Raw genomic sequence first — 22,742 nt, forward strand, 5'->3', positions numbered from 1 at the left:
TTTCCTCGTAGTTCATGACGCAGCCCTCCCAGACGAAGTCATGGTTCGAGCATAGTCCGGCGCTGGCGCGCGGGCCGCCCTACCTTGGTAGGGGGTGGGATTTGTTCTGCAGGGCTTGCAGCCCTGCCGATACCCCTGCCCTCCTAGAACGGAGTCGCAGACTCGAACGCGAGCGCCTCGCCCGTCACCGGATGGGTGAACTGCAGCTTCCGCGCATGCAGGTGCACGCGCTGCGCGGCGTCTGCGCCGTACAGCATGTCGCCGACGATGGGATGACCGAGGCTGGCCATGTGCAGGCGCAACTGGTGGCTGCGGCCGGTGACCGGTTCCAGTTCAACGCGCGTGCGTTGCGCCTCGATGTCACGCGACAGCACGCGCCACCGGGTCAGTGCCGGCTTGCCGCGTTCGTGGTCGACCATCTGCCGCGGCCGGTTCGGCCAGTCGACGATCAGCGGCAGATCCACGTCACCCGCATCACCTTCAAGCAGCCCCTGCACGATGGCCTCATAGCGCTTGCCCACCTGGCGCTTCTCGAACTGCATCGACAGCGCCACCTGCATGTCCTTGCCACGCGCGTGCAGCAGCAGGCCGGAGGTGACCTGGTCCAGGCGATGCACGGTCAGCGCATCGGCATACACCGCCTGCAGCCGCGCAACCACGCAGTCCTGGTTCTCCGCCGAGCGGCCGGGCACGGACAGCAAACCGGCAGGCTTCTCGGCCACCAGCAGCGCGTTGTCGATGTAATGCAGATGGATCATGTCGTTGCCAGGTGCTCCATACGGAAACGGGGAAGCCGAAGCCTCCCCGTTTCCTGCGTACCGGCCAACGGCCGGCACCTACCCTGTTGGAAAACGTGCCGGCAAGCTGCCGGCACAGACCGCATCAGCCCAGCAGGTGGGCGACGCCGGCGCGCTCTTCTTCCAGCTCGGCCAGGGTCTTGTCGATGTACTTCTGGCTGAAGTCGTCGACCGGCAGATCCTTGACCAGGGTGTACTCGCCGTTCTCGGTGGTGACCGCAAAGCCGAAGATCACGCCTTCCGGAATGCCGTAGGAACCGTCTGACGGCACGCCCATGGTGACCCACTTGCCGTTGCTGCCCAGCACCCAGTCACGCACGTGGTCGATCGCTGCGTTGGCGGCCGAGGCAGCCGAGGACGAGCCACGGGCCTCGATGATCGCCGCGCCGCGCTTGCCGACGGTCGGGATGAAGGTGTTGGCGTTCCACTCCTGGTCGTTGATCGCATCGGCGATCGACGCACCATCGGCGGTGGCGAAACGGTAGTCCGGGTACATGGTCGGGCTGTGGTTGCCCCACACCACCAGCTTCTCCATGCCGGCGACCGGCTTGCCGAGCTTGGTCGACAGCTGGCTCAGCGCGCGATTGTGGTCCAGGCGCAGCATGGCGGTGAAGTTGCGCGGGTTCAGGTCCGGCGCCGACTTCATCGCGATGTAGGCGTTGGTGTTGGCCGGGTTGCCGACCACCAGCACCTTCACGTCACGCTTGGCGACCTTGTTCAGTGCGGCGCCCTGGGCGGTGAAGATCTTCGCGTTTTCCAGCAGCAGATCCTTGCGCTCCATGCCCGGGCCACGCGGACGCGCGCCGACCAGCAGGGCGATGTCAGCGTCCTTGAAGGCGACTTCAGCATCGTCGGTGCCAACCATGCCGGCCAGCAGCGGGAACGCGCAGTCTTCCAGTTCCATCATCACGCCCTTCAGGGCGGCCTGGGCCTTGTCGACCGGCAGCTCCAGCAGTTGCAGGATGACCGGCTGGTCCTTGCCCAGCATTTCACCGGAGGCGATACGGAACAGCAGGGCGTAGCCGATCTGGCCGGCGGCGCCGGTCACGGCAACACGAACAGGTGCTTTCATGGGGATTTCCTCTGCTAAGAAGCTAAATAGCGTTGTAGAAGATGGCCGCGCGGGCGGGGATGGGCCTGGCGGGGCGGCCGCAACATGGAAACGGCCCCCTCTGCAGGGGGCCGTCGGGGGCGGATCAGGCGGCGAGGATCTTGTTCCACTCACCCACGCGCTCAGCCTGGGCGGCGAGCACGGCGTCGGTGTCGCCTTCCAGGGTGATCGAATGGATCACGTCGCCCTGCTTGACCGAATCAACGATCGCCTGGCCTTCCAGGACCTGGCCGAACACGGTGTGCTTGCCGTCCAGCCAGTCGGTCTTGATGTGGGTGATGAAGAACTGGCTGCCATTGGTGTTCGGGCCGGCGTTGGCCATCGACAGCGAGCCGATCTGGTGCTTCACACCATTCTTCTCGTCTTCGAACTTGTAGCCCGGGCCGCCGGTGCCACGACCCTGCGGGCAGCCGCCCTGGATCATGAAATCGGGGATGACGCGGTGGAAGATCAGGCCGTCATAGAAGCCGCGCTTGACCAGGTTCACGAAGTTGGCGACCGTCAGCGGCGCCTTGTCGGCGAACAGCTCGACCTTGATCGGGCCCTGGGTGGTGTCGAAAGTGGCGATGAGGGACATGCAGATCCTTGGGATGCGGGGTGTGTAATCAGCCCCATAAGGATACACCTCCCCCGTGGCATGGGCGGCTTCGACCATCGGCGCAGGCAGGGTCTTCAGCCCGCGGACGGGCAGCGCCGGGGGCCAGGCTGAATGGGCCCCCCGGCAGGTCTGAAATCCAGGTTTTCGCCAATCGTCAAGTTCGACGTATAATGTTGGACTTCTTTTTCCAAATCCGGCGCCGACTGGCCCCCTTTCGTATGTCCATCGAAAATCTTCGCAACATCGCCATCGTCGCCCACGTCGACCATGGCAAGACCACCCTGGTCGACCAGCTGCTGAAGCAGTCCGGCACCCTGTCCGAGCGTACCGTCCTCGCCGAGCGCGTGATGGACAGCAACGACCAGGAAAAGGAACGCGGCATCACCATCCTGGCCAAGAACACGGCCATCACCTGGGAAGACAAGAAGACCGGTATCAAGAACCGGATCAACATCGTCGACACCCCCGGACACGCCGACTTCGGCGGCGAGGTCGAGCGCGTGCTGTCGATGGTCGACACCGTGCTGATCCTGGTCGACGCGATGGACGGCCCGATGCCGCAGACCCGCTTCGTCACCCAGAAGGCCTTCGCGATGGGCTTCAAGCCGATCGTCGTGGTCAACAAGGTCGACCGTCCGGGCTCGCGTCCGGAGTGGGTGATCGACCAGGTCTTCGACCTGTTCGACAAGCTCGGCGCCACCAATGAGCAGCTCGACTTCCCGATCGTCTACGCCTCGGCCCTGAACGGCTACGCCGGCCTGGAAGACACCGTGCGCGACGGCGACATGACCCCGCTTTACGAAGCGATCATGCAGCACGCACCGAAGCCGGAAGTGGACCCGGAAGGTCCGTTCCAGATGCGTATCAGCCAGCTGGACTACAACAACTTCGTGGGCGTGATCGGCATCGGCCGCATCCAGCGCGGCACCCTGAAGAAGGGCATGCAGGTCGCGGTGATCGACCGTGAAGGCAAGAAGCGCAACGGCAAGGTCGCGCAGGTGCTGGGCTTCCTGGGCCTGGAGCGCATCGAGCAGGACACCGCCGAGGCCGGCGACATCGTCGCCATCTCCGGCATTGCCGAGCTGACCATTTCCGACACCCTGTGCCACCCGGACACCCCGGAAGCACTCCCGGCTCTGACCGTCGATGAACCGACGATCTCGATGACCTTCCAGGTCAACAACTCGCCGTTCGCCGGCAACAAGGACCTGTCCGGTGGCAAGTTCCTGACCAGCCGCCAGATCAAGGACCGTCTGGACCGCGAGCAGGTCCACAACGTGGCCCTGAAGGTCGAACAGCTGGAAGACGCCGACAAGTTCCTGGTCTCCGGCCGTGGCGAACTGCACCTGTCGGTGCTGATCGAGAACATGCGTCGCGAAGGCTACGAGCTGGCCGTGTCGCGCCCGGAAGTGATCATCAAGCAGATCGACGGCCAGGCCATGGAGCCGATCGAGCAGCTGGTGGTGGACATTGAAGAAGTCCACCAGGGCGGCGTGATGGAAAAGCTGGGCACCCGCAAGGGCCAGCTGAAGAACATGGAATCGGACGGCAAGGGCCGTGTGCGCCTGGAATACCAGATCCCGGCCCGTGGCCTGATCGGCTTCCAGAACGAGTTCAAGACCCTCACCCAGGGTTCGGGCCTGCTGTTCCACGTGTTCGACCATTACGGCCCGAAGGAACAGGGCGCCATCGCCAAGCGCATCAACGGTGTGATGATCGCCAATGCCCCGGGCACCACTCCGGCTTACTCGCTGGGCCCGCTGCAGGAACGCGGCAAGCTGTTCGCTGCTGAAGGCGACAACGTGTATGAAGGTCAGCTGGTTGGCATCCATTCCAAGGACAACGACCTGACCGTCAACGCGATCAAGACCAAGCCGCTGACCAACATGCGCGCTTCGGGCAAGGACGATGCTATCCAGCTGACCCCGGCGATCAAGTACTCGCTGGAACAGGCCCTGGACTTCATCGAAGACGACGAGCTGGTCGAGATCACCCCGAAGGAGATCCGTCTGCGCAAGAAGTTCCTGACCGAAAGCGACCGCAAGAAGAACTCGCGCGGCGGCTGATCCAGCGAACCGTGAGCCAGAACGGCTACAACCCGGATCCGCATCGGCATCCGGGCCTCCATGTCATCGCCTTGCTCGAAGCGAGCAAGGCGATGCTGGCGTTGTTGGCGGCTACCGGACTGGAAATCCTCGGTCCGCAGCCGCTCCGCGACGGCGTCAATGCCCTGATCCGGCGTTTCAGCCTGGACCCGGATCACGGCACCCTGCCCTCGCTGTTGAATGCAATCAGTCCCGATGCGGTGCACCTGGCGGCAGCGGCGATGATCGGCTACGGCCTGCTGCATCTGGTCGAAGCCTGGGGTTTGTGGAAAGCCAAGGCATGGGCCTCCTGGCTGGGCTGCCTGACCGCCTCCATCTACCTGCCCTTCGATATCTACGCGATCGTCCGCCATCCCGGCTGGGCTTCGTGGACGGTGCTGGCGATCAACCTGATCGTCGTCTACGTGCTGGCGCGCGACCTGCGCAAGCGCCGTCGCTGAGCAGCCGCTACACTGGGGATCGGAGCCGTCGAAGCTGCCCCATGCGCCTGCCCTTGCCGCCCCTCCTGTCCTGTCTGATCGCCGCACTGCCTGCGGTGTTTGCTGCTGGCTGCAGCCCGGCCACGTCCACCGCGCATGCCGGTGAACCCGGCAACAGCACCATGCCCTTCCCCTACGCCGAAACCGAAGTCTCCGACCTGCAGGCGCGGATGGTCGCCGGTGAGCTCGACAGCGCCACCCTGACCAGCGCCTACCTCAAGCGCATCGCCGCCCTGGACCGTGCCGGCCCCCGCCTGCGCGCGGTGATCGAGCTCAATCCGAATGCCCTGAAGGAAGCCGCCGAGCGTGATCGCGAGCGCCGTAACGGCCGCCTGCGCGGACCGCTGCATGGCATCCCGATCCTGCTGAAGGACAACATCAACGCCGCGCCAATGGCCACCAGTGCCGGCTCGCTCGCCCTGCAGGGCTTCCGCCCCGACGATGCCTATCTGGTCCGCCGCCTGCGCGAAGCGGGCGCGGTGGTGCTGGGCAAGACCAACCTCAGCGAGTGGGCCAACTTCCGTGGCAACGACTCCATCTCCGGCTGGAGCGCGCGCGGTGGCCAGACCCGCAATCCCTACCGCCTCAGTCATTCACCCTGTGGCTCCAGCAGCGGCAGCGCGGTGGCCGTGGCCGCCAACCTGGCCAGCGTGGCGATCGGCACTGAAACCGACGGCAGCATCGTCTGCCCCGCGGCGATCAACGGCGTGGTCGGCCTGAAACCGACTGTCGGCCTGGTCAGCCGCGAAGGCATCATCCCGATCTCCTTCAGCCAGGACACCGCCGGCCCGATGACCCGCAGCGTCGCCGACGCCGCCGCCGTGCTGACCGCCATCGCCGGCCGCGATGACGCCGATCCCGCCACCGCGACCATGCCCGGCCGCGCGGTCTACGACTACACCGCACGACTGGATCCGCAGGGCCTGCGCGGCAAGCGCATCGGCCTGCTGCAGACACCATTGCTGAAGTATCGCGGGATGCCGCCGCTGGTTGAGCAGGCTGTCGCCGAGCTGCGCCGCGCCGGCGCCGTGGTGGTGCCGGTGGAACTGCCCAACCAGGGCGCCTGGGCCGATGCCGAGCGCATCGTCCTGCTGTACGAATTCAAGGCCGGACTGGAGCGCTACCTCAACACCTACCAGGCACCACTGCGCAGCCTGGCCGGGCTGATCGCCTTCAACGAGGCACACAAGGGCCAGGAACTGGGCCTGTTCGGCCAGGAGCTGCTGCAGGAGGCCGAGGCGACTCCTGGCCTGGGCGATCCCGTTTACATCCGCGCGCGCAGCGATGCGCGGCGACTGGCGGGTCCGGAAGGCATCGACGCCGCGCTGGCATCGCAGAAGCTGGATGCGCTGGTCGCACCGACAACCGGCGTGGCCTGGCCCCTGCGCAGCACCGGCGATGATTTCCCCGGCGAGAGCTACAGTGTCGCCGCCGTCGCCGGCTACCCCAGCCTGAGCGTGCCGATGGGCCAGATCGATGGCCTGCCGGCGGGGCTGCTGTTCATGGGCACGGCCTGGAGCGAACCGAAGCTGATCGAGATGGCCTACGCGTATGAGCAGCGCACACGCGCCAGGCGTCCGCCGCGCTTCGATACCGATACCCTGATCGAATCCGGCGAGCCGTGATCGTGTTTCTGTAGAGCCGAGCCCACGCTCGGCTTCACCGGAAAATCGAAAGCAGCCGAGCATGGCTCGGCTCTACAGAGGCTGGCCCGGCTCCACCGGCGCGATGGCCGCCTCACCATCCTCCGCACCCGGCGAGCGCACATCGGCGCTGCCTGCACGCCGCATCCGCGGCATGTCCAGCTCATCGTCCCGCTGCAGCCGCGCGCGCACCTGCGGCAGCGATTGCGGATGCTCGCGCGCAAGGAAATCCAGCATGCGTTCGCGTACCAGGCAGCGCAGGTCGAATGCGTCACCGGAACTGCGCGCACTGACCAGCAACCGCACCTGGATCGCACGCTCGCTGGTGTCGGTCACCTGCGTCACACACACCCGTCCGTCCCACAGCGGCTGGCCCTGGCAGATGCGTTCCAGCTCGGCACGTATCGCCGCGATCGGCGCGCGGTAGTCCAGCCACAGGAAGGCCGTACCCAGCAGGTCGGCACTGCGTCGCGTCCAGTTCTGGAAGGGATGCTCGATGAACCATGTCAGCGGCACCACCATCCGCCGCTCATCCCAGATGCGCACTACCACATAGCTGCTGCCGATTTCCTCGACACGCCCCCACTCGCCCTCGACAATCACCACGTCATCGAGCCGGATTGGCTGGGTCACCGCGATCTGCAGGCCGGCGATGAGATTGCCGAACACCGGTTTGGCGGCGATGCCCGCCACCAGGCCGATCAGGCCCGCCGACGCCAACAGTGCGGTGCCGATTTTCTGCACCATCGGGAAGGTCAGCAGCACCAGCGACGCGCCGAGCACGATGATGCCGCCCATCAGCACGCGGCTGAGCACCCGCGTCTGGGTCTGGATGCGGCGCGCTTCGAGGTTGTCCGAGACATCAATCGGATGACTGCGCAGGATCGCCCGTTCACCCGCAGCAACGCCACGCACCAGCAGCCAGATGAAGCAGGCGGTCAGAGCGATGTGCAGCACGCGCAGCAGTTGATCGAGCGTGTGTTCGGGCAATGGCGTGGCCTGCAACCCAGGCACCAGCAGCAGCAAGGGCAACGTCAGCGCCAGCGGCGGACCGATCACCCGGCCGATGCGCGCACGGCGCCGATCACGCCCGCGCAGGCGGCGGTACAGGGCCAGTACGGCCCAGGCACCCAGGCCTCCGACCACCAGCGCCGTGCCGATCGGCCACAGATACTGCTGCAGGTGTTGCCAGACCACTATGCATCCTCGCTGTCTGCATCGAAGTGCCAGCGTGGCGCATGCACCATGAGCGCGATGTCAGCCGTTCGTAAGCAGAATGTAGGCGGGGGTGTTCGGCAGGGCTGCGCCCTGCACCTGCAGAGGCTGGAGCAACGGCAACAGCAACGGCAGAAGCCGGCATTCCGTGGGATGGCAGGGTGGGTCCGGTTGCGGGGGACGCCGTGAATCCGTCCCTGGAGGCTTCGGCGCGCCTTGCACGTGTGCGCTGGCCTGCGCACACGGCAAGACCTGGATTGGGCATCCTGCCCAACCCACCCGAGGCATGCCTCGGGCCCATGGCGCTTACACCCCCGCAACCGGACCCACCCCGCCTTCGACAGATTCCCACGATCTGTCGGAATGTCATGGCCTGCTCTTGGTGGGTGTCGACCTTGGTCGACAGGTAGATCCACGCCGTGCGTGGATGCTTTTCGTTCAATTGTCGAAATATTCGATTCCGACGGAGATTCATCCACGCATGGCGTGGATCTACCAGATCGCGGGAAACTGTCAGAGGTGGGGCGGTGTCGGATTGCGGGGCATCCGCGCCATGGATGGCGCGGCTGAGCCTACAGGGACGTACTTGCGGCGTCCCCGCACTCCGACACCGCCCCGCCATCCCGCCGAATGCCCGCTTTTGACGTTGACGTTGCCTCTGCAGGTGCAGGGCGCAGCCCTGCAGAAGCCAACCCTCAGCGCACCTGCTCCTGCTTGCGCACGATCGCCATCGCAATCTCCAGCGACTGCTCGTAGTTCAATCGCGGGTCGACGGTCGAGCGATAGGCACGCTCCAGGTCACGTTCGGTCAACTCGCGCGCACCGCCGGTGCATTCGGTCACATCCTCACCGGTCAGCTCCAGATGCACGCCACCCAGACGCGTACCGGCAGCCGCGTGCAGGTCGAACGACAGCTCAACCTCACCACGTACATTGTCGAAACGCCGCGTCTTGAAGCCGTTGGCGGTGCTTTCGGTGTTGCCGTGCATCGCATCGCACACCCACAGCACGCGACGACCATCGCGCTTGACCGCATCCAGCAGCGGCGGCAGCTTCTGCGCGATCTGCGCCGCACCCATGCGGTGGATGAAGCTCAGGCGGCCCGGCTCGTCATCCGGATTGAGCGCATCGATCAGGCGCAGCAACTGGTCCGGCGTGACCGACGGGCCGACCTTGATCGCGATCGGATTGCGCACGCCACGCAGGTACTCCACGTGTGCGCCGTCCAGCGCGGCGGTACGCATGCCGATCCACGGGTAGTGCGTGCTCAGGTTCAACCAGCCCTGCTGGCGCGGCACCTGCCGGGTCAGCGCCTGTTCGTAGGGCAACAGCAGCGCTTCATGCGAGGTGTAGAAATCGATGCGGTTGAGGTTGTGCACGCGGGCCCCGGCCAGGGTCTCCATGAAGTGCACCGCATCACCGATCGAGGCGACCATCTTCTGGTACTCGGCGGCCAGCGGCGAGTGGCTCACCCATTCCAGGTTCCAGTATTCGGGATGGTGCAGGTCGGCGAAGCCGCCATCGATCAGCGCCCGCACGAAGTTCATCGTCATCGCCGAATGCGCGTGGGCCTGCAGCATCCGCTTCGGATCGGGCAGCCGCGCCGCTTCGGTGAAGGCCGGCGCATTGATGACATCGCCGCGGTAGCTGGGCAGGGTCACGCCGTCGCGGGTCTCGGTATCGGCCGAACGCGGCTTGGCGTACTGCCCAGCAAATCGGCCGACGCGGATCACTGGCTGACGCAGGCCGTGCACCAGCACCAGGCTCATCTGCAGCAGCACCTTCAAGCGGTTGGAAATCGTGCCCGATTCGCAGTCGCTGAAATTCTCCGCGCAGTCGCCGCCCTGCAACAGGAAACGCTTGCCTTCCTGGGCGTCGGCCAGCTGCTGCTTCAGCGCCAGGATCTCCCACGAGGTCACCAGCGGCGGCAGCCGCTTCAACTCGTGCAGCGCCGCATCCAGTGCCACCGGATCGGGATAGGTCGGCAACTGCAGCGCGGTCTTGCCCCGCCAGCTCTCCGGTGACCAGGCAGCGCCAGCAGCGATGGCGGCAGGATCGGGGGCGGGCGGAACGGCGGACAGGCTCATCACGGACATCCGGGGGTGGGGGGCGGTCATGGTCGCAGAGCCAGCCGCTGGCGCAAAGGGCCAGCCACCGCCGCGACTGCCTGAACGGTGCGGAAAGGGGCCGCCTGATCGGCCAGAAACGGCATGGTCGCCGTCGCTGGACAGGCGCATGATCGGCACGCAGCTGTTACGGAGTAACACTCCCTCATGGACCGGCCCCTTCCCCCTTCCCTGCCCATTTCCCATGAAGCCCTCCCTGCTCACCACCGCCATCACCTTCGCCCTGGTCCTGGCCAGCCAACCCGTGCTTGCCGCCGACCCTGATGCCAGCGCGGCTGCGGTCAAGGATCTCGACGTGGTCACCGTCAGTGCCCAGCTCGACCAGGCCCGCAATGCCCTGTCGCCGGACATCGGCAGCAGCCAGTACCAGATCACCGCCGAGGACATCCAGAAGCAGCCTCTGGGCGCCTCCGCTCCGCTCAGCCAAGTGCTGCTGCAGGCCCCGGGCGTGGTCCAGGACTCCTACGGCGGCGTGCACGTGCGCGGCGACCACGCCAACCTGCAGTACCGCATCAACGGCGTACTGCTGCCCGAATCGATCTCCGGCTTCGGCCAGACCCTGGATGCCCGCACCATCAAGAGCATCCGCCTGATGGATGGTGCCCTGCCGGCCCAGTTCGGTGAACGCACCGCCGCGGTGGTCGATATCACCACCCGCAGCGGGGCCGAGCTGGGTAACGGCGGCAGCGCCGGCATCACCGCCGGCTCATTCGGCAAGGTCAACCCGAATGCCTCCTGGTGGGGCAACCAGGGCCGCTGGAGCTGGTTCCTGACCGGCAACTACGACCAGAACGAGGTCGGGCTGGAGAACCCCACCAGCGCCCGCAAGCCGCTGCATGACGATACCCACCAAGGGAAGGCCTTTGCCGACCTGACCTACCTGGTCAACGACAACACCCGCCTGAGCGTGTTCGCCGGCTTTGCCAACAACCGCTTCCAGATCCCGGTCAACCCGGGGCAGACCCCGCAGTTCGGTTACCTGGACACCACCACCTTCGATTCCAGCCAGCTGGACGAAAGCCAGCGCGAGACCACCCGCTTCGGCATGCTGGTGCTGCAGGGCACGCTGGGCCAGACCGCGTACCAGCTGTCGGCCGGCCAGCGTTACAGCGATGTCGCTTTCAACCCGGACATCGTCGGCGACCTGGTGTTCAGCGGCGTCGCCTCGCAGGTCCAGCGCAGCAACCGCGCCAACACCCTGCAGGCCGATTTCTCCACACCGCTGGGCGACAACCACACCCTGCGTTATGGCCTGTATGGCAACTACGAACACGCCGTGGCCAACAACAGCAGCTGGGTATTCCCGGTCGATGCCGATGGCCGGCAGACAAGCACCACGCCGCAGCTGATCCCGGACCGCAACGCCTTCCACGCCAGCACCGCGGCACTGTACGTGCAGGATGAGTGGCGGATAGGCAATGACTGGACCGTCAACTACGGCCTGCGCGGCGACCGCTTCAAGGCGTTCGGCCACACCGAGGGCCAGCTCAGCCCGCGTCTGGGCGTGGTCTGGAATGCCAGCGACAGCACCACGGTGCATGCCGGCTACTCGCGCTACTTCACCCCACCCGCCAGCGAACTGGTTGCCGGCAGCGATCTGGCCCTGTTCGACGGCACCAGCAACCAGCAACCCGCCGGTGGCAGCAACACGCCGTTGTCCGAGCGCAGTGACTACTACGACATCGGCGTGTCACAGCTGGTCGGCGACCACCTCACCCTCGGCCTGGATGCCTACGACCGCCGCGTCTCGCGCCTGCAGGACGAAGGCCAGTTCGGCGCCGCCTACATCTATTCCACCTTCAATTATCGTCGCGGCCACATCCACGGCCTGGAGTTCAGCGCCGACTACAGCAACGGGCCGATCAGCGCGTACTTCAACGCGGCCTACAACAAGGCGATGGGCACCCAGGTCATCACCAGCCAGTACAACCTCGATCCGGATGCATTGGCCTACGTGCAGCAGAACTGGATCCATCTGGACCACGACCAGAAGCTGACGTCTTCCGGCGGCGTCAGCTACGCCTTCGCTGGCCACAACCGGGTGGGTGCGAACTACGTGTACGGCAGCGGCCTGCGTTCGGACATCGAGGGCGTGCCCAATGGCGGTGAGCTGCCGTCGTACCTGCAGGTCAATCTCAGCGCCGCGCATGACTTCAACGCCGACAGCGGCCATCCGCTGCATGTGCAGCTGGCCGTGCTCAACACGCTGGACCGCAGCTACCAACTGCGCGATGGCGGCGGCATCGGCGTGTTCGCGCCGCAATGGGGGCCGCGTCGCGGCGCCTATCTGAGCCTGCAGCAGGATTTCTGAGCGAAGGGGTCGGCTCCCTTTCCGCAGGAAAGGGCTCTGCCCCCGGAGCGCGCAGGAGAGCCACGCCATGCGTGGCTCCAGAATGCCTCAGCGCGTGACCTTGCGCAGCGACACAACCAGCGCCCACAGCGCCAGCAGTACGAACCACACGCCCGACCACATCGGCATGGTCAGGCCGAGGAAGGTCCAGTCGATGTTGCCGCAGTTGCCGGTGCCGGTCAGCACGGTGCGGAACACTTCCAGCGGGCCCATGGTTTCGCGCAGGAAGGCCAGCGGCGGGCCACAGGTCGCACCCATCTCCGGCGGCAGCATCTGCACGTAGACGTGGCGTGCGGCAATGCCCACGCCCACGGCAGCGGCGATGAACGCGAGGATGCCGTAGGTGGCGCGCCCCGGACGGTTGGACGGCCCATGCAGGGCGCCGATCAGGAACAGCAGCCCCAGGGCGACGAACGCCAGGCGCTGGAAGATGCACAGCGGACACGGCTCCAGCCCCATCTTCAACTGCAGGAAGATGGCGTAGCCCAGCAGGCCCGCGCAGATCAGGAAGCCCAGCAGGAACTGGGCGCGGAAAGGCCAGCGCAGAGGATTCATCGGCAACGCTCGTGTAGTACGGACCGCAAGCGTAACCGAGACTGCGCGCCGTTCGAACCGCCACAACGTCGCGCCCGTCGGAACGGTGCGGGTCGGATTCCTTTGCGGATGCAAAGGGCTCTGACCACGTAGAAACGGAAAAACCCGGCACGAGGCCGGGTTCTTCACCGAATGACGGGTGTAGCGCGTCGATTACTCTTCGACGGCTTCAGCCACGACCGGACGGTCAACCAGTTCGACGTAGGCCATCGGCGCGTTGTCGCCGGCGCGGAAGCCGCACTTCAGCAGGCGCAGGTAACCGCCCGGACGGGTCGCGTAGCGCGGGCCCAGGATGGTGAACAGGTTGCCGACGGCTTCGTTGTCGCGCAGGCGGGCGAAGGCCAGACGACGGTTGGCGACGGAGTCGACCTTGGCCAGGGTGATCAGCGGCTCGGCGACGCGGCGCAGTTCCTTGGCCTTCGGCAGGGTGGTCTTGATCAGCTCGTGCTTGAACAGCGAGGCGGCCATGTTCTTGAACATCGCTTCGCGGTGGGCGCTGGTACGGCTGAACTTACGGCCGGATTTCTGATGACGCATGGTGATATTCCTTGGTTAATGATGTGGCTTTGCGGATCGTTGTCGCCTTCCTGGCGCTGCTGCTCGGACTGCGGTTGGTCCTGGCCATCCGTCCTGGACGACCTGCCCGCGAACCTTCGTTCGTCGTGGCGGTATTGCCTTGGTGCAATGGCCCCGTCGTTGCCGACGGGGCCATGCAGTCTTGCAGAAAGGCTATATCAGCCCAGCATGCCGTGGCTGGCGACACCGGCCGGCGGCCAGTTCTCCAGCTTCATGCCGAGCGACAGGCCACGCTGGGCCAGCACTTCCTTGATCTCGGTGAGCGACTTCTTACCCAGGTTCGGGGTCTTCAGCAGCTCGACTTCGGTCTTCTGGATCAGATCGCCGATGTAGTAGATGCTCTCGGCCTTCAGGCAGTTGGCCGAACGCACGGTCAGCTCCAGATCGTCGATCGGGCGCAGCAGCACCGGATCCACGCCGTTGTTGGCCGGCTTCGCCGCACCGCGGTCACGGTGGGTGAAGTCACCGAACACCGACAGCTGATCGCTGAGGATGTCGGCAGCGGTACGCACTGCTTCTTCGGCGTCGATGGTGCCGTTGGTCTCGATATCGATGACCAGCTTGTCCAGATCGGTGCGCTGTTCGACACGAGCCGCTTCCACGGCATAGGCGACACGGCGGACCGGCGAGAACGAGGCATCCAGGACCAGACGGCCGATGGCACGGGTTTCTTCGTCCGGACGACGACGCGCAGCGGCCGGCTGATAGCCGAAACCACGCTCGATCTTCAGACGCATGTTCACTGCCGTGTCCTTGGTCAGGTGGCAGATCACGTGGTCGCCGTTCAAGATCTCCACATTGTGGTCGACCTTGATGTCGGCAGCGGTGACAACGCCCGGACCCTGCTTGGACAGGGACAGAGTCGCGTTGTCGCCAGAGTGCATACGGATGGCCACGTCCTTCAGGTTCAGCAGGACTTCCAGCACGTCCTCCTGCAGACCTTCGACCGTGGTGTACTCGTGCAACACGCCGTCGATTTCGACTTCCGTGATGGCGAAGCCCGGGATGGACGACAGCAGCACGCGACGCAGGGCATTACCCAGCGTATGCCCGTAACCCCGCTCCAAAGGTTCGATAACGACCTTTGCACGGGTGTCGGTAATGCGTTCGATCTGCGGACCGCGAGGACGCAGAACCTGGTTGGCGGTAACCGTCATGTTGCGGGTTCTCCTAGTGAACCCCCGGCCGTCGCCGGGGGCTCTCCAATGTGAATTACTTCGAATACAGCTCGACGATCAGCGCTTCGTTGATGTCTGCAGGCAGATCCGAACGATCCGGAACAGCCTTGAAGATGCCGGAGAACTTGCCGGAATCCACTTCAACCCACGACGGGCTCAGGTCATGCTGGGCGGCGACGGTCAGGGCTTCCTGGACGCGCAGCTGCTTGGCAGCCTTTTCAGACAGAGCGATGGCGTCGCCAGCCTTGACCTGGTACGAGGCCAGGTTGACCGACTTGCCATTCACGGTGACGCCGCGGTGCGACACCAGCTGACGGGCAGCCGGACGGGTCACGGCGAAGCCCATGCGGTAGACAACGTTGTCCAGGCGGGTTTCCAGCAGCTGCAGGAGGTTCTCGCCGGTGTTGCCCTTCTTGGTCGAGGCCTTCTTGTAGTAGTTGCGGAACTGACGCTCCAGCAGACCGTAGATACGCTTGACCTTCTGCTTTTCACGCAGCTGGGTAGCGTAGTCGGACAGCTTGCCCTTACGGGCAGTGGCGCCATGCTGGCCGGGCTTCTGCTCCAACTTGCACTTGGAGTCCAGCGCACGCGCCGGGCTCTTCAGGGACAGGTCGGCGCCTTCGCGACGGGCGAGCTTACAGGTAGGACCGATATAACGAGCCATTTCTTATCGCTCCCTTTAGACGCGACGCTTCTTCGGCGGACGGCACCCGTTGTGCGGGATAGGCGTCACGTCGATGATGTTGGTGATCTTGTAGCCGACGTTGTTCAACGAACGCACGGCCGACTCACGGCCCGGACCCGGACCCTTGATGCGGACTTCCAGCGACTTCACGCCGTAGTCCAGCGCAGCACGACCGGCCTTTTCGGCAGCCACCTGGGCTGCGAACGGGGTCGACTTGCGCGAACCGCGGAAGCCAGCGCCACCGGAGGTCGCCCACGACAGAGCATTGCCCTGACGGTCGGTGATGGTCACGATGGTGTTGTTGAACGAAGCGTGGACGTGGGCAACGCCGTCGGTGACGACGCGCTTGATCTTCTTCTTGGTCTTAGCAGCAGGCTTAGCCATTTATATGTCCCTTACTTCCTGATCGCCTTGCGCGGGCCCTTGCGGGTGCGGGCGTTGGTACGGGTGCGCTGGCCACGCAGCGGCAGACCGCGACGGTGACGCAGGCCGCGGTAGCAGCCCAGGTCCATCAGGCGCTTGATCGCGATACCGATTTCACGGCGCAGATCGCCTTCCACGATGTACTTGCCGACTTCGGCGCGCAGGCGCTCGATTTCCGGCTCCGACAGATCGCGGATCTTGGTGGTCGAAGTGACGCCTGCGACTTCGCAGACCTTCTTCGAACGGGTACGGCCGATGCCGTAAATGCTTTGCAACCCGACCCAGACATGCTTCTGGGCTGGCAGGTTGACGCCTGCAATACGCGCCATGACGCGGTTCTCCAGCTGAGTGATGGCCGACAGCGCGCTCCAGGCACGCCGATCCGGCAGGATGGATCAAAAAAGTGAACCAGTGATACTAACAGGGTTCCGGTTTACTTGGAAGCCCGTGAAACCAGAGGTTTCATGAACCCGGCCCGGGGAGTGTGCCCAGGCTCCGGCGCCGGATGGGGTTGGACCTGGAGTTGCCTCCCGGGCCGCCCGCGCTACTCCAGCGCGGGACCACCTCATCACACCCCCACCCGGAACCGCTGCGGGGGCCGCCCTTCGTTTGTGTGGCCAGAGTCCGCGAAGCGGAGGACCATCACGTCAGGAAGACGAAAGTATAACAGGCTAATCAGCCGCGAGCAAAACCACCGCGGTTGCCGCCCTTCAGGTTGGCCTTCTTCAGCAGGCTCTCGTACTGGTGGGACATCAGGTGCGCCTGCACCTGGGCGATGAAGTCCATCACCACCACCACCACGATCAGCAGCGAAGTACCGCCGAAGTAGAACGAGGCATTCAACTGCGTGCGCATCAGTTCCGGCAGCAGGCAGACGATCACCAGGTAGGCCGAACCGGCAGCAGTCAGTCGGGTCAGCACGCCGTCGATGTAGTCGGCGGTGGCCTTGCCCGGACGAATGCCCGGAATCAGCGCACCCGACTTCTTCAGGTTGTCGGCGGTTTCCTGCGAGTTGAACACCAGCGCGGTATAGAAGAACGCGAAACCGGTGATCAGCGCAGCGAACACGATCATGTGCAGCGGCTCGCCCGGGCCCAGGGCATTGGCGACCTTCTGCAGGGTCTGGCCAAAGGTGCTCTGGTTGGCAGCCTGGCCGGACCACATGGCCAGGGTGGCCGGGAAGGCCAGCAGGCTCGAGGCGAAGATCGCCGGGATGACGCCGGCCATGTTCAGCTTCAGCGGCAGGAACGAGGTCTGGTTCATGTACGCGTTGCGACCGCCCTGGCGGCGCGCGTAGTTCACCGTGATTCGGCGCTGGCCGCGTTCGACGAACACCACGAAGAAGGTGAAGGCGAGCACGACGATGGCGATCAGCAGCAGCTGGATGAACTGGATGTTGCCGTCGCGGTAGGCGTCGAAGGTGTGGATGACCGCACCCGGCAGGCCCGCCACGATACCGGCGAAGATGATCAGCGAGACGCCGTTGCCGATGCCGCGCTCGGTGACCTGCTCACCGACCCACATCAGGAACATGGTGCCGGCGGTCAGTGCGACCACGGCAGTGAGCACGAAGCCCATGCCCGGCATGTACACGACCGGTGCGCCGGTCGGCGACACCTGGCCCTGCAGCGCCAGCGCGATAGAACCGCCCTGCACCACTGCGAGCAGCACGGCGCCAATGCGCGAATACTGGGTGATCTTGCGGCGGCCGGACTCACCTTCCTTCTGCATCGCCTTCAAGGCGGGGAAGATGTGCACAGCCAGCTGCATCACGATCGATGCCGAAATGTACGGCATCACGTTCAGCGCGAAAATGCTGAAACGGTGCAGGGCGCCGCCCGAGAACATGTTGAACATGTCCACGATGCCGCCGCCCTGCTGTTGCATCATGGCAAGCATGGCATCGGGATTGACGCCCGGCACCGGCACGTAGCAGCCGATGCGATAGACGATCAAAGCCCCGACGACGAACAGCAAACGTTGGCGAAGTTCAGTGAACTTGCCCATTCCGCCCGCGAGGTTACCGATGCCAGCTTGCGCCATGATTCTCTTACTCCGTTACGCTGCCGCCGGCAGCTTCGATCGCAGCCTTGGCACCAGCCGTGGCAGCAACACCCTTCAGGGTGAAGGCCTTGGTCACTTCGCCCTTGACGACGACCTTGGCCTTCTTGGCAGTGCTCGGGACCAGCTTGGCAGCACGCAGGGCAGCGAAATCGATCTCGCCGGCCGGCAGCTTGTCCAGCTGGTACAGCAGCACTTCAGCGGTGTCCTTGGCGATCGGCGAACGGAAGCCAATCTTCGGCAGACGACGCTGCATGGGGGTCTGGCCGCCTTCGAAGCCAGCCTTGATCTTGCCGCCACCCTTACGGGCGAACGAACCCTTGTGGCCGCGGCCGCAGGTCTTGCCCAGGCCGGAACCGATACCGCGACCGACGCGGGTACGTTCCTTGCGGGCGCCCGGTGCCGGGCTCAATTCATTCAGATGCATGGTCATTGGATTATTCCTCAACCTTGACGAGGTAGTGGACCTTGTTGATCAGGCCGCGAACCTGCGGGCTGTCCTTCAGTTCACGCACATCGTTCAGCTTGCCCAGACCCAGCGCACGCACCGACAGGCGATGACGCGCCTGGGCACCACGCAGGCCGCGAACCAGACGGACCTTGACGGTCTTGGTGGTGTCATTAGCCATGGTTGAGATCCTCCACCTTCTTGCCGCGCTTGGCCGCGATACGAGCCGGCGACTGCGCTGCAGTCAGGCCCTTCACGGTGGCACGCACCAGGTTGATCGGGTTGCGCGAACCGGTGGCCTTGGCCAGCACGTTCTTCACGCCCACTGCTTCCAGGACGGCGCGCATGGCACCACCGGCAATGACGCCGGTACCTTCGGAAGCCGGCTGCATGAACACGCGCGCTGCGCCGTGACCATCCTTGATGGTGTGCCACAGGGTGCCGTTGTTCAGATCGACGGTGACCTGGTTCTTGCGAGCCTGCTCCATCGACTTCTGGATGGCGACCGGCACTTCGCGAGCCTTGCCATAACCGAAACCGACCTTGCCTTCGCCGTCGCCGACAACAGTCAGGGCGGTGAAGGTGAACTGACGGCCACCCTTGACGGTCTTGCTGACGCGGTTGACCGCGACCAGCTTTTCGATCATGCCGTCGTCGACTTTCTCTTCGCGGTTACGGTCGCGATCGCGACCCCGCTGCTGACGTTCTTCTGCCATGTTTATTCCTTGGTTGTTGGGTTATGTACGGCTCGAGGCCGCTTATGGTTGTGGAGTGGTGCGTTGTTGCGGTGGGCCGCTGCAGAAGAGCGGCGCCGCCCAGCCTCACTCAGGCTGGCGAGCAGGCGGACATGGGGGCCGAAGCCCCCTGCCCTGATCCCTTAGAACTGCAGGCCGGCTTCGCGGGCAGCGTCAGCCAGGGCCTTGATGCGGCCGTGGTAACGGTAACCCGAACGATCGAAGGCAACCTTCTCGACGCCGGCGGCCTTGGCGCGCTCAGCGACGATGCGGCCAACCTTGGCGGCGGCATCGGCGTTCTTGCCGTTCTTCAGGCCTTCCTTGACGTCGGCCTGGGTGGTGTTGGCAGCAGCCAGCACCTTCGAGCCGTCAGCGGTGAAGACCTGTGCGTACAGGTGCTGGCCGGTGCGCAGCACCGACAGGCGGGCGACACCGAGCACACGGATGTGGGCACGGGTCGACTTGGCGCGACGCAGGCGGGCGATGTTCTTGTTCATGATGTGTTTTCCTTGAAAGCTGAAGGTTGGGCTTTTCCCTGGAAAGTCCGCACATGAATGTGCGGGCTCTTGCGAGGGACTCGCGCTTATGCCTTCTTGGCTTCCTTACGGATGATGACTTCGTCGGAGTACTTCACGCCCTTGCCCTTGTACGGCTCCGGCTTGCGGAACGCACGGATCTTGGCGGCAGCTTCACCGACGGCCTGCTTGTCAGCGCCCTGCACCAGGATTTCGGTCTGGGTCGGGGTGGTGATGGTGATGCCTTCCGGGGCCACGAACACGATCGGGTGCGAGTAGCCCAGCGACAGGCTGAGGTCCTTGCCCTGCATCGCAGCACGGTAACCCACGCCGACCAGCTCCAGCTTGCGCTCGAAGCCTTCGGAAACACCCTTGACCATGTTGGACAGGATGGCGCGGACGGTACCGGTCAGCGGGATCAGGTCCACGTTGTCGGTGCTCAGGGTGGCAACGCCGTTTTCGACATTGATGTTGATACCAGCCGGCTTGGCCAGCGACAGGGTGCCCTTCGGGCCCTTGGCGATGACGTTGTCGTTCTGGATGTTCAGTTCAACCTTACCCAGGTCGATCGGCTTCTTGGCTACACGGGACATGGTCTACTCCTTTCGCCTTAGGCCACGAAGCACAGGACTTCGCCGCCGACGCCCAACTGGCGCGCCTGCGCATCAGTCATGATGCCCTTGGAGGTGGAAATGATGGAAATGCCCAGGCCGTTCATGACCTTCGGCAGTTCGCTCTTGCCGCGGTACTGGCGCAGGCCCGAACGCGAGAAGCGCTTCAGGGTCGCGATGACCGGCTTACCTTCGAAGTACTTCAGCACGATTTCCAGCTCGGACTTGTTGTTCTCGAGCGCGGTCACGCGCAGGTCGGCGATGTAACCCTCGTCCTTCAGGACCTGGGCGATCGCAACCTTGATCTTGGACGACGGGGCTTTCACCGTCTGCTTGCCAACCGCTGCCGCATTCTTGATGCGGACCAGCAGGTCGGCGATGGGATCAGTCATGCTCATATGAGTACCTTTGAGTGCACCGATATCCGCTTTCGCGAAAATCTGTTGTCTCCTGGAAACGGGCCAGGCCCCCTCCCCTACGCGTTGCGCAGAGCAAGACGCGGGAGTATACGCCAAAAGAGCCCGACTTGCGTCGGGCTCTTCGGTTTTTTGCAGAGGGAAAGCTGAACGCTCCCCCTCCCCGGCTGCGGGGGCCCCCGAAGGCGCCCTCGCTGGCAGGACCGGCTGGTATTACCAGCTGGCCTTGCGCAGGCCCGGAACGTCGCCACGCATGGTGGCTTCGCGCAGCTTGTTGCGACCCAGGCCGAACTTGCTGTACACGCCACGCGGGCGGCCAGACAGTTCGCAACGGTTGCGGTGGCGGCTCGGCGACGAATCGCGCGGCAGCTTCGACAACTTGGTGGCGGCCTCGATCTTCTCTTCGTAGCTCGCGTCCGGGGAGGACACGATCTTCTTCAGAGCAGCACGCTTGACAGCGAACTTCTCAGCCAGCTTCTTCCGCTTGATGTCGCGGTTGACCATGGAGGTCTTTGCCATTTCGGTTTCCTCGACGAATCAGTTACGGAACGGGAACTTGAACGCTGCCAGCAGCGCCTTCGCTTCCGCGTCGGTCTTCGCAGTGGTGGTGATGGCGATATCCATACCGCGGATCGCGTCGACAGCGTCGAAGTCGATTTCCGGGAAGATGATCTGTTCCTTCACACCCATGTTGAAGTTGCCGCGACCGTCGAAGGAACGACCGGAAACACCACGGAAGTCGCGCACGCGCGGCAGCGAGATGTTGATCAGGCGGTCCAGGAACTCGTACATCTTGTGGCGACGCAGCGTGGTCTTGCAGCCGATCGGCCAACCATCACGGATCTTGAACGATGCCACCGAGATACGCGACTTGGTGACGATCGGCTTCTGGCCCGAGATCTTGGTCATGTCGCCAACGGCGTTTTCCAGGATCTTCTTGTTGGTGGCCGCTTCGCCGACACCCATGTTCAGGGTGACTTTGACCAGCTTCGGCACCTGCATGGAATTGGTGTAACCGAACTGCTTCATCAGCGCCGGCACCACTTCTTCCTTGTAAAACTTTTCGAGACGGGAAGTCATCTTCTCATTCCTCAGGCGTCGAGCGCCTCACCGCTGGAGCGGAACACACGCAGTTTGCGTCCATCCTCCAGCACCTTGAAGCCAACGCGCTCGCCCTTGCCCGAAGCCGGGTTCAGCACATTCACGTTGGAGATATGGATCGACGCTTCACGCTCGACCACGCCGCCGGCAACACCTGCCTGCGGGTTCGGCTTGGTGTGGCGCTTGACGATGTTCACGTTGGCAACGACCAGACGGTCGCCATCGACGCGGACGACTTCGCCCTGCTTACCCTTGTCCTTGCCGGCGTTGACGACAACCTGGTCGCCCTTCTTGATACGGTTAGCCATGATTATCTCCTGTCGCTCACAGCACTTCGGGAGCGAGCGAGACGATCTTCATGAACTTCTCCGAACGAAGTTCACGAGTCACCGGCCCGAAGATACGGGTCCCGATCGGCTCCTGCTTGTTGTTAAGCAGAACGGCAGCGTTGCCGTCGAAGCGGATCAGCGAGCCGTCGGCGCGACGCACACCCTTGCGGGTACGCACCACGACGGCGTCATACACTTCACCCTTCTTGACCTTGCCGCGCGGAATCGCATCCTTCACGGTGACCTTGATGATGTCGCCGATGCCGGCGTAACGGCGCTTGGAACCACCCAGCACCTTGAAGCACATCACTCGCTTGGCACCAGAATTGTCGGCGACGTCAAGGTAGCTCTGCATCTGGATCATGATTCAGACTCCTTATTCAGCCGCACGCGTGATGACTTCCACCACGCGCCAGTTCTTGGTCTTGGACATCGGAGCAATCTCGGTCACGCGGACGACATCGCCTTCCTTGCAGGCGTTGTCGGCATCGTGGGCGTGCAGTTTCGTCGAGCGCTTGATGTACTTGCCGTACAGTGCGTGCTTGACCTGACGCTCGACCAGGACGGTAACCGTCTTGTCCATCTTGTTGCTGACGACACGGCCTTCGACCGTGCGCAGCGCTTTGTTTTCAGTATTGTCGCTCATA

The 22,742-nt window shown here is 64.3% G+C and carries 27 protein-coding genes; 4 read left to right on the plus strand and 23 right to left on the minus strand.

Annotated features, from left to right (window positions below; all coding sequences use genetic code 11):
* Positions 1-143: 143 nt before the first annotated feature.
* From WKB25_RS16690 to WKB25_RS16700, 3 genes are all read right to left on the minus strand, one after another.
* Positions 144-758 (minus strand): RluA family pseudouridine synthase, encoded by a 615-nt coding sequence (locus tag WKB25_RS16690; RefSeq protein ID WP_340571869.1) that lies wholly within the window; start codon positions 756-758, stop codon positions 144-146.
* A 124-nt stretch (positions 759-882) separates the two neighbouring features.
* The gene (locus WKB25_RS16695; protein ID WP_025879435.1) at positions 883-1,869 is read right to left on the minus strand and encodes a malate dehydrogenase; all 987 of its coding nucleotides are present in this window, start codon (positions 1,867-1,869) and stop codon (positions 883-885) included.
* A gap of 124 nt (positions 1,870-1,993) precedes the next feature.
* Positions 1,994-2,485 (minus strand): peptidylprolyl isomerase, encoded by a 492-nt coding sequence (locus WKB25_RS16700; RefSeq protein WP_025879436.1) that lies wholly within the window; start codon positions 2,483-2,485, stop codon positions 1,994-1,996.
* A gap of 239 nt (positions 2,486-2,724) precedes the next feature.
* Here WKB25_RS16700 and typA point away from each other — a divergent pair, with 239 nt between their 5' ends.
* The 3 genes from typA to WKB25_RS16715 are packed head-to-tail and all read left to right on the plus strand — an operon-like array spanning position 2,725 to position 6,715.
* A complete protein-coding gene (gene typA, locus WKB25_RS16705) occupies positions 2,725-4,572 on the plus strand; it encodes a translational GTPase TypA (protein ID WP_340571870.1) in 1,848 nt (615 codons plus the stop codon).
* 11 nt (positions 4,573-4,583) lie between these two features.
* Positions 4,584-5,051 (plus strand): DUF2127 domain-containing protein, encoded by a 468-nt coding sequence (locus tag WKB25_RS16710; RefSeq protein ID WP_025879438.1) that lies wholly within the window; start codon positions 4,584-4,586, stop codon positions 5,049-5,051.
* A gap of 41 nt (positions 5,052-5,092) precedes the next feature.
* Positions 5,093-6,715 (plus strand): amidase, encoded by a 1,623-nt coding sequence (locus WKB25_RS16715; RefSeq protein ID WP_340571871.1) that lies wholly within the window; start codon positions 5,093-5,095, stop codon positions 6,713-6,715.
* A gap of 72 nt (positions 6,716-6,787) precedes the next feature.
* Here WKB25_RS16715 and WKB25_RS16720 read toward each other — a convergent pair whose 3' ends face one another.
* Both WKB25_RS16720 and WKB25_RS16725 read right to left on the minus strand, forming a co-directional pair.
* On the minus strand, positions 6,788-7,930 hold the full coding sequence (locus WKB25_RS16720; protein ID WP_340571872.1) for a mechanosensitive ion channel family protein: 1,143 nt from the start codon (positions 7,928-7,930) through the stop codon (positions 6,788-6,790).
* Positions 7,931-8,643: 713 nt separating this feature from the next.
* Complete coding sequence (locus WKB25_RS16725) at positions 8,644-10,035, minus strand: 3-deoxy-7-phosphoheptulonate synthase class II (RefSeq protein WP_340571873.1); 1,392 nt, start codon at positions 10,033-10,035, stop codon at positions 8,644-8,646.
* A 223-nt stretch (positions 10,036-10,258) separates the two neighbouring features.
* Here WKB25_RS16725 and WKB25_RS16730 point away from each other — a divergent pair, with 223 nt between their 5' ends.
* Positions 10,259-12,385, plus strand: coding sequence for a TonB-dependent receptor (locus WKB25_RS16730; protein ID WP_340571874.1), 2,127 nt, complete (start codon positions 10,259-10,261; stop codon positions 12,383-12,385).
* An 87-nt stretch (positions 12,386-12,472) separates the two neighbouring features.
* Here the strand turns inward: WKB25_RS16730 and WKB25_RS16735 are convergent, their stop codons facing one another.
* The 18 genes from WKB25_RS16735 to rpsQ all read right to left on the minus strand — a co-directional run bounded on the left by WKB25_RS16735 (position 12,473) and on the right by rpsQ (position 22,741).
* A complete protein-coding gene (locus tag WKB25_RS16735) occupies positions 12,473-12,979 on the minus strand; it encodes a disulfide bond formation protein B (protein WP_340571875.1) in 507 nt (168 codons plus the stop codon).
* 192 nt (positions 12,980-13,171) lie between these two features.
* Positions 13,172-13,555, minus strand: a complete 384-nt coding sequence (gene rplQ, locus WKB25_RS16740; RefSeq protein WP_089239009.1) for a 50S ribosomal protein L17 — start codon at positions 13,553-13,555, stop codon at positions 13,172-13,174.
* A gap of 197 nt (positions 13,556-13,752) precedes the next feature.
* Entirely contained in the window at positions 13,753-14,751 is a 999-nt protein-coding gene (gene rpoA, locus WKB25_RS16745; RefSeq protein WP_025879320.1) for a DNA-directed RNA polymerase subunit alpha, read from the minus strand.
* Positions 14,752-14,806: 55 nt separating this feature from the next.
* Complete coding sequence (gene rpsD / locus WKB25_RS16750; protein WP_025879319.1) at positions 14,807-15,436, minus strand: 30S ribosomal protein S4; 630 nt, start codon at positions 15,434-15,436, stop codon at positions 14,807-14,809.
* Positions 15,437-15,451: 15 nt separating this feature from the next.
* A complete protein-coding gene (gene rpsK, locus WKB25_RS16755; RefSeq protein WP_004145443.1) occupies positions 15,452-15,841 on the minus strand; it encodes a 30S ribosomal protein S11 in 390 nt (129 codons plus the stop codon).
* An 11-nt stretch (positions 15,842-15,852) separates the two neighbouring features.
* A complete protein-coding gene (gene rpsM / locus WKB25_RS16760) occupies positions 15,853-16,209 on the minus strand; it encodes a 30S ribosomal protein S13 (protein WP_025879318.1) in 357 nt (118 codons plus the stop codon).
* A 346-nt stretch (positions 16,210-16,555) separates the two neighbouring features.
* On the minus strand, positions 16,556-17,923 hold the full coding sequence (gene secY / locus WKB25_RS16765; RefSeq protein ID WP_025879317.1) for a preprotein translocase subunit SecY: 1,368 nt from the start codon (positions 17,921-17,923) through the stop codon (positions 16,556-16,558).
* Between the two features lie 7 nt (positions 17,924-17,930).
* A complete protein-coding gene (gene rplO, locus WKB25_RS16770) occupies positions 17,931-18,374 on the minus strand; it encodes a 50S ribosomal protein L15 (protein ID WP_089239007.1) in 444 nt (147 codons plus the stop codon).
* A gap of 4 nt (positions 18,375-18,378) precedes the next feature.
* A complete protein-coding gene (rpmD, locus tag WKB25_RS16775) occupies positions 18,379-18,570 on the minus strand; it encodes a 50S ribosomal protein L30 (protein WP_038690275.1) in 192 nt (63 codons plus the stop codon).
* Positions 18,563-19,105, minus strand: coding sequence for a 30S ribosomal protein S5 (gene rpsE, locus WKB25_RS16780; protein ID WP_025879314.1), 543 nt, complete (start codon positions 19,103-19,105; stop codon positions 18,563-18,565). The genes rpmD and rpsE overlap by 8 nt, the downstream gene beginning before the upstream one ends.
* A gap of 161 nt (positions 19,106-19,266) precedes the next feature.
* On the minus strand, positions 19,267-19,620 hold the full coding sequence (rplR, locus tag WKB25_RS16785) for a 50S ribosomal protein L18 (protein WP_099819141.1): 354 nt from the start codon (positions 19,618-19,620) through the stop codon (positions 19,267-19,269).
* Between the two features lie 86 nt (positions 19,621-19,706).
* A complete protein-coding gene (gene rplF, locus WKB25_RS16790) occupies positions 19,707-20,231 on the minus strand; it encodes a 50S ribosomal protein L6 (RefSeq protein ID WP_099819140.1) in 525 nt (174 codons plus the stop codon).
* A gap of 17 nt (positions 20,232-20,248) precedes the next feature.
* On the minus strand, positions 20,249-20,647 hold the full coding sequence (gene rpsH, locus WKB25_RS16795) for a 30S ribosomal protein S8 (protein ID WP_025879311.1): 399 nt from the start codon (positions 20,645-20,647) through the stop codon (positions 20,249-20,251).
* Between the two features lie 231 nt (positions 20,648-20,878).
* Entirely contained in the window at positions 20,879-21,184 is a 306-nt protein-coding gene (rpsN, locus tag WKB25_RS16800) for a 30S ribosomal protein S14 (RefSeq protein WP_032977438.1), read from the minus strand.
* Positions 21,185-21,202: 18 nt separating this feature from the next.
* Positions 21,203-21,745: a 50S ribosomal protein L5 gene (rplE, locus tag WKB25_RS16805; RefSeq protein ID WP_025879309.1), complete on the minus strand. Its 543-nt coding sequence runs from the start codon at positions 21,743-21,745 to the stop codon at positions 21,203-21,205.
* A gap of 11 nt (positions 21,746-21,756) precedes the next feature.
* Positions 21,757-22,074, minus strand: a complete 318-nt coding sequence (rplX, locus tag WKB25_RS16810) for a 50S ribosomal protein L24 (RefSeq protein WP_025879308.1) — start codon at positions 22,072-22,074, stop codon at positions 21,757-21,759.
* A gap of 16 nt (positions 22,075-22,090) precedes the next feature.
* Positions 22,091-22,459: a 50S ribosomal protein L14 gene (gene rplN, locus WKB25_RS16815; RefSeq protein WP_025879307.1), complete on the minus strand. Its 369-nt coding sequence runs from the start codon at positions 22,457-22,459 to the stop codon at positions 22,091-22,093.
* A gap of 12 nt (positions 22,460-22,471) precedes the next feature.
* On the minus strand, positions 22,472-22,741 hold the full coding sequence (gene rpsQ / locus WKB25_RS16820; RefSeq protein WP_004145355.1) for a 30S ribosomal protein S17: 270 nt from the start codon (positions 22,739-22,741) through the stop codon (positions 22,472-22,474).
* Position 22,742 lies beyond the last annotated feature (1 nt).

The sequence above is a fragment of the Stenotrophomonas sp. G106K1 genome (assembly GCF_037969685.1).
GTDB lineage: Bacteria > Pseudomonadota > Gammaproteobacteria > Xanthomonadales > Xanthomonadaceae > Stenotrophomonas > Stenotrophomonas lactitubi.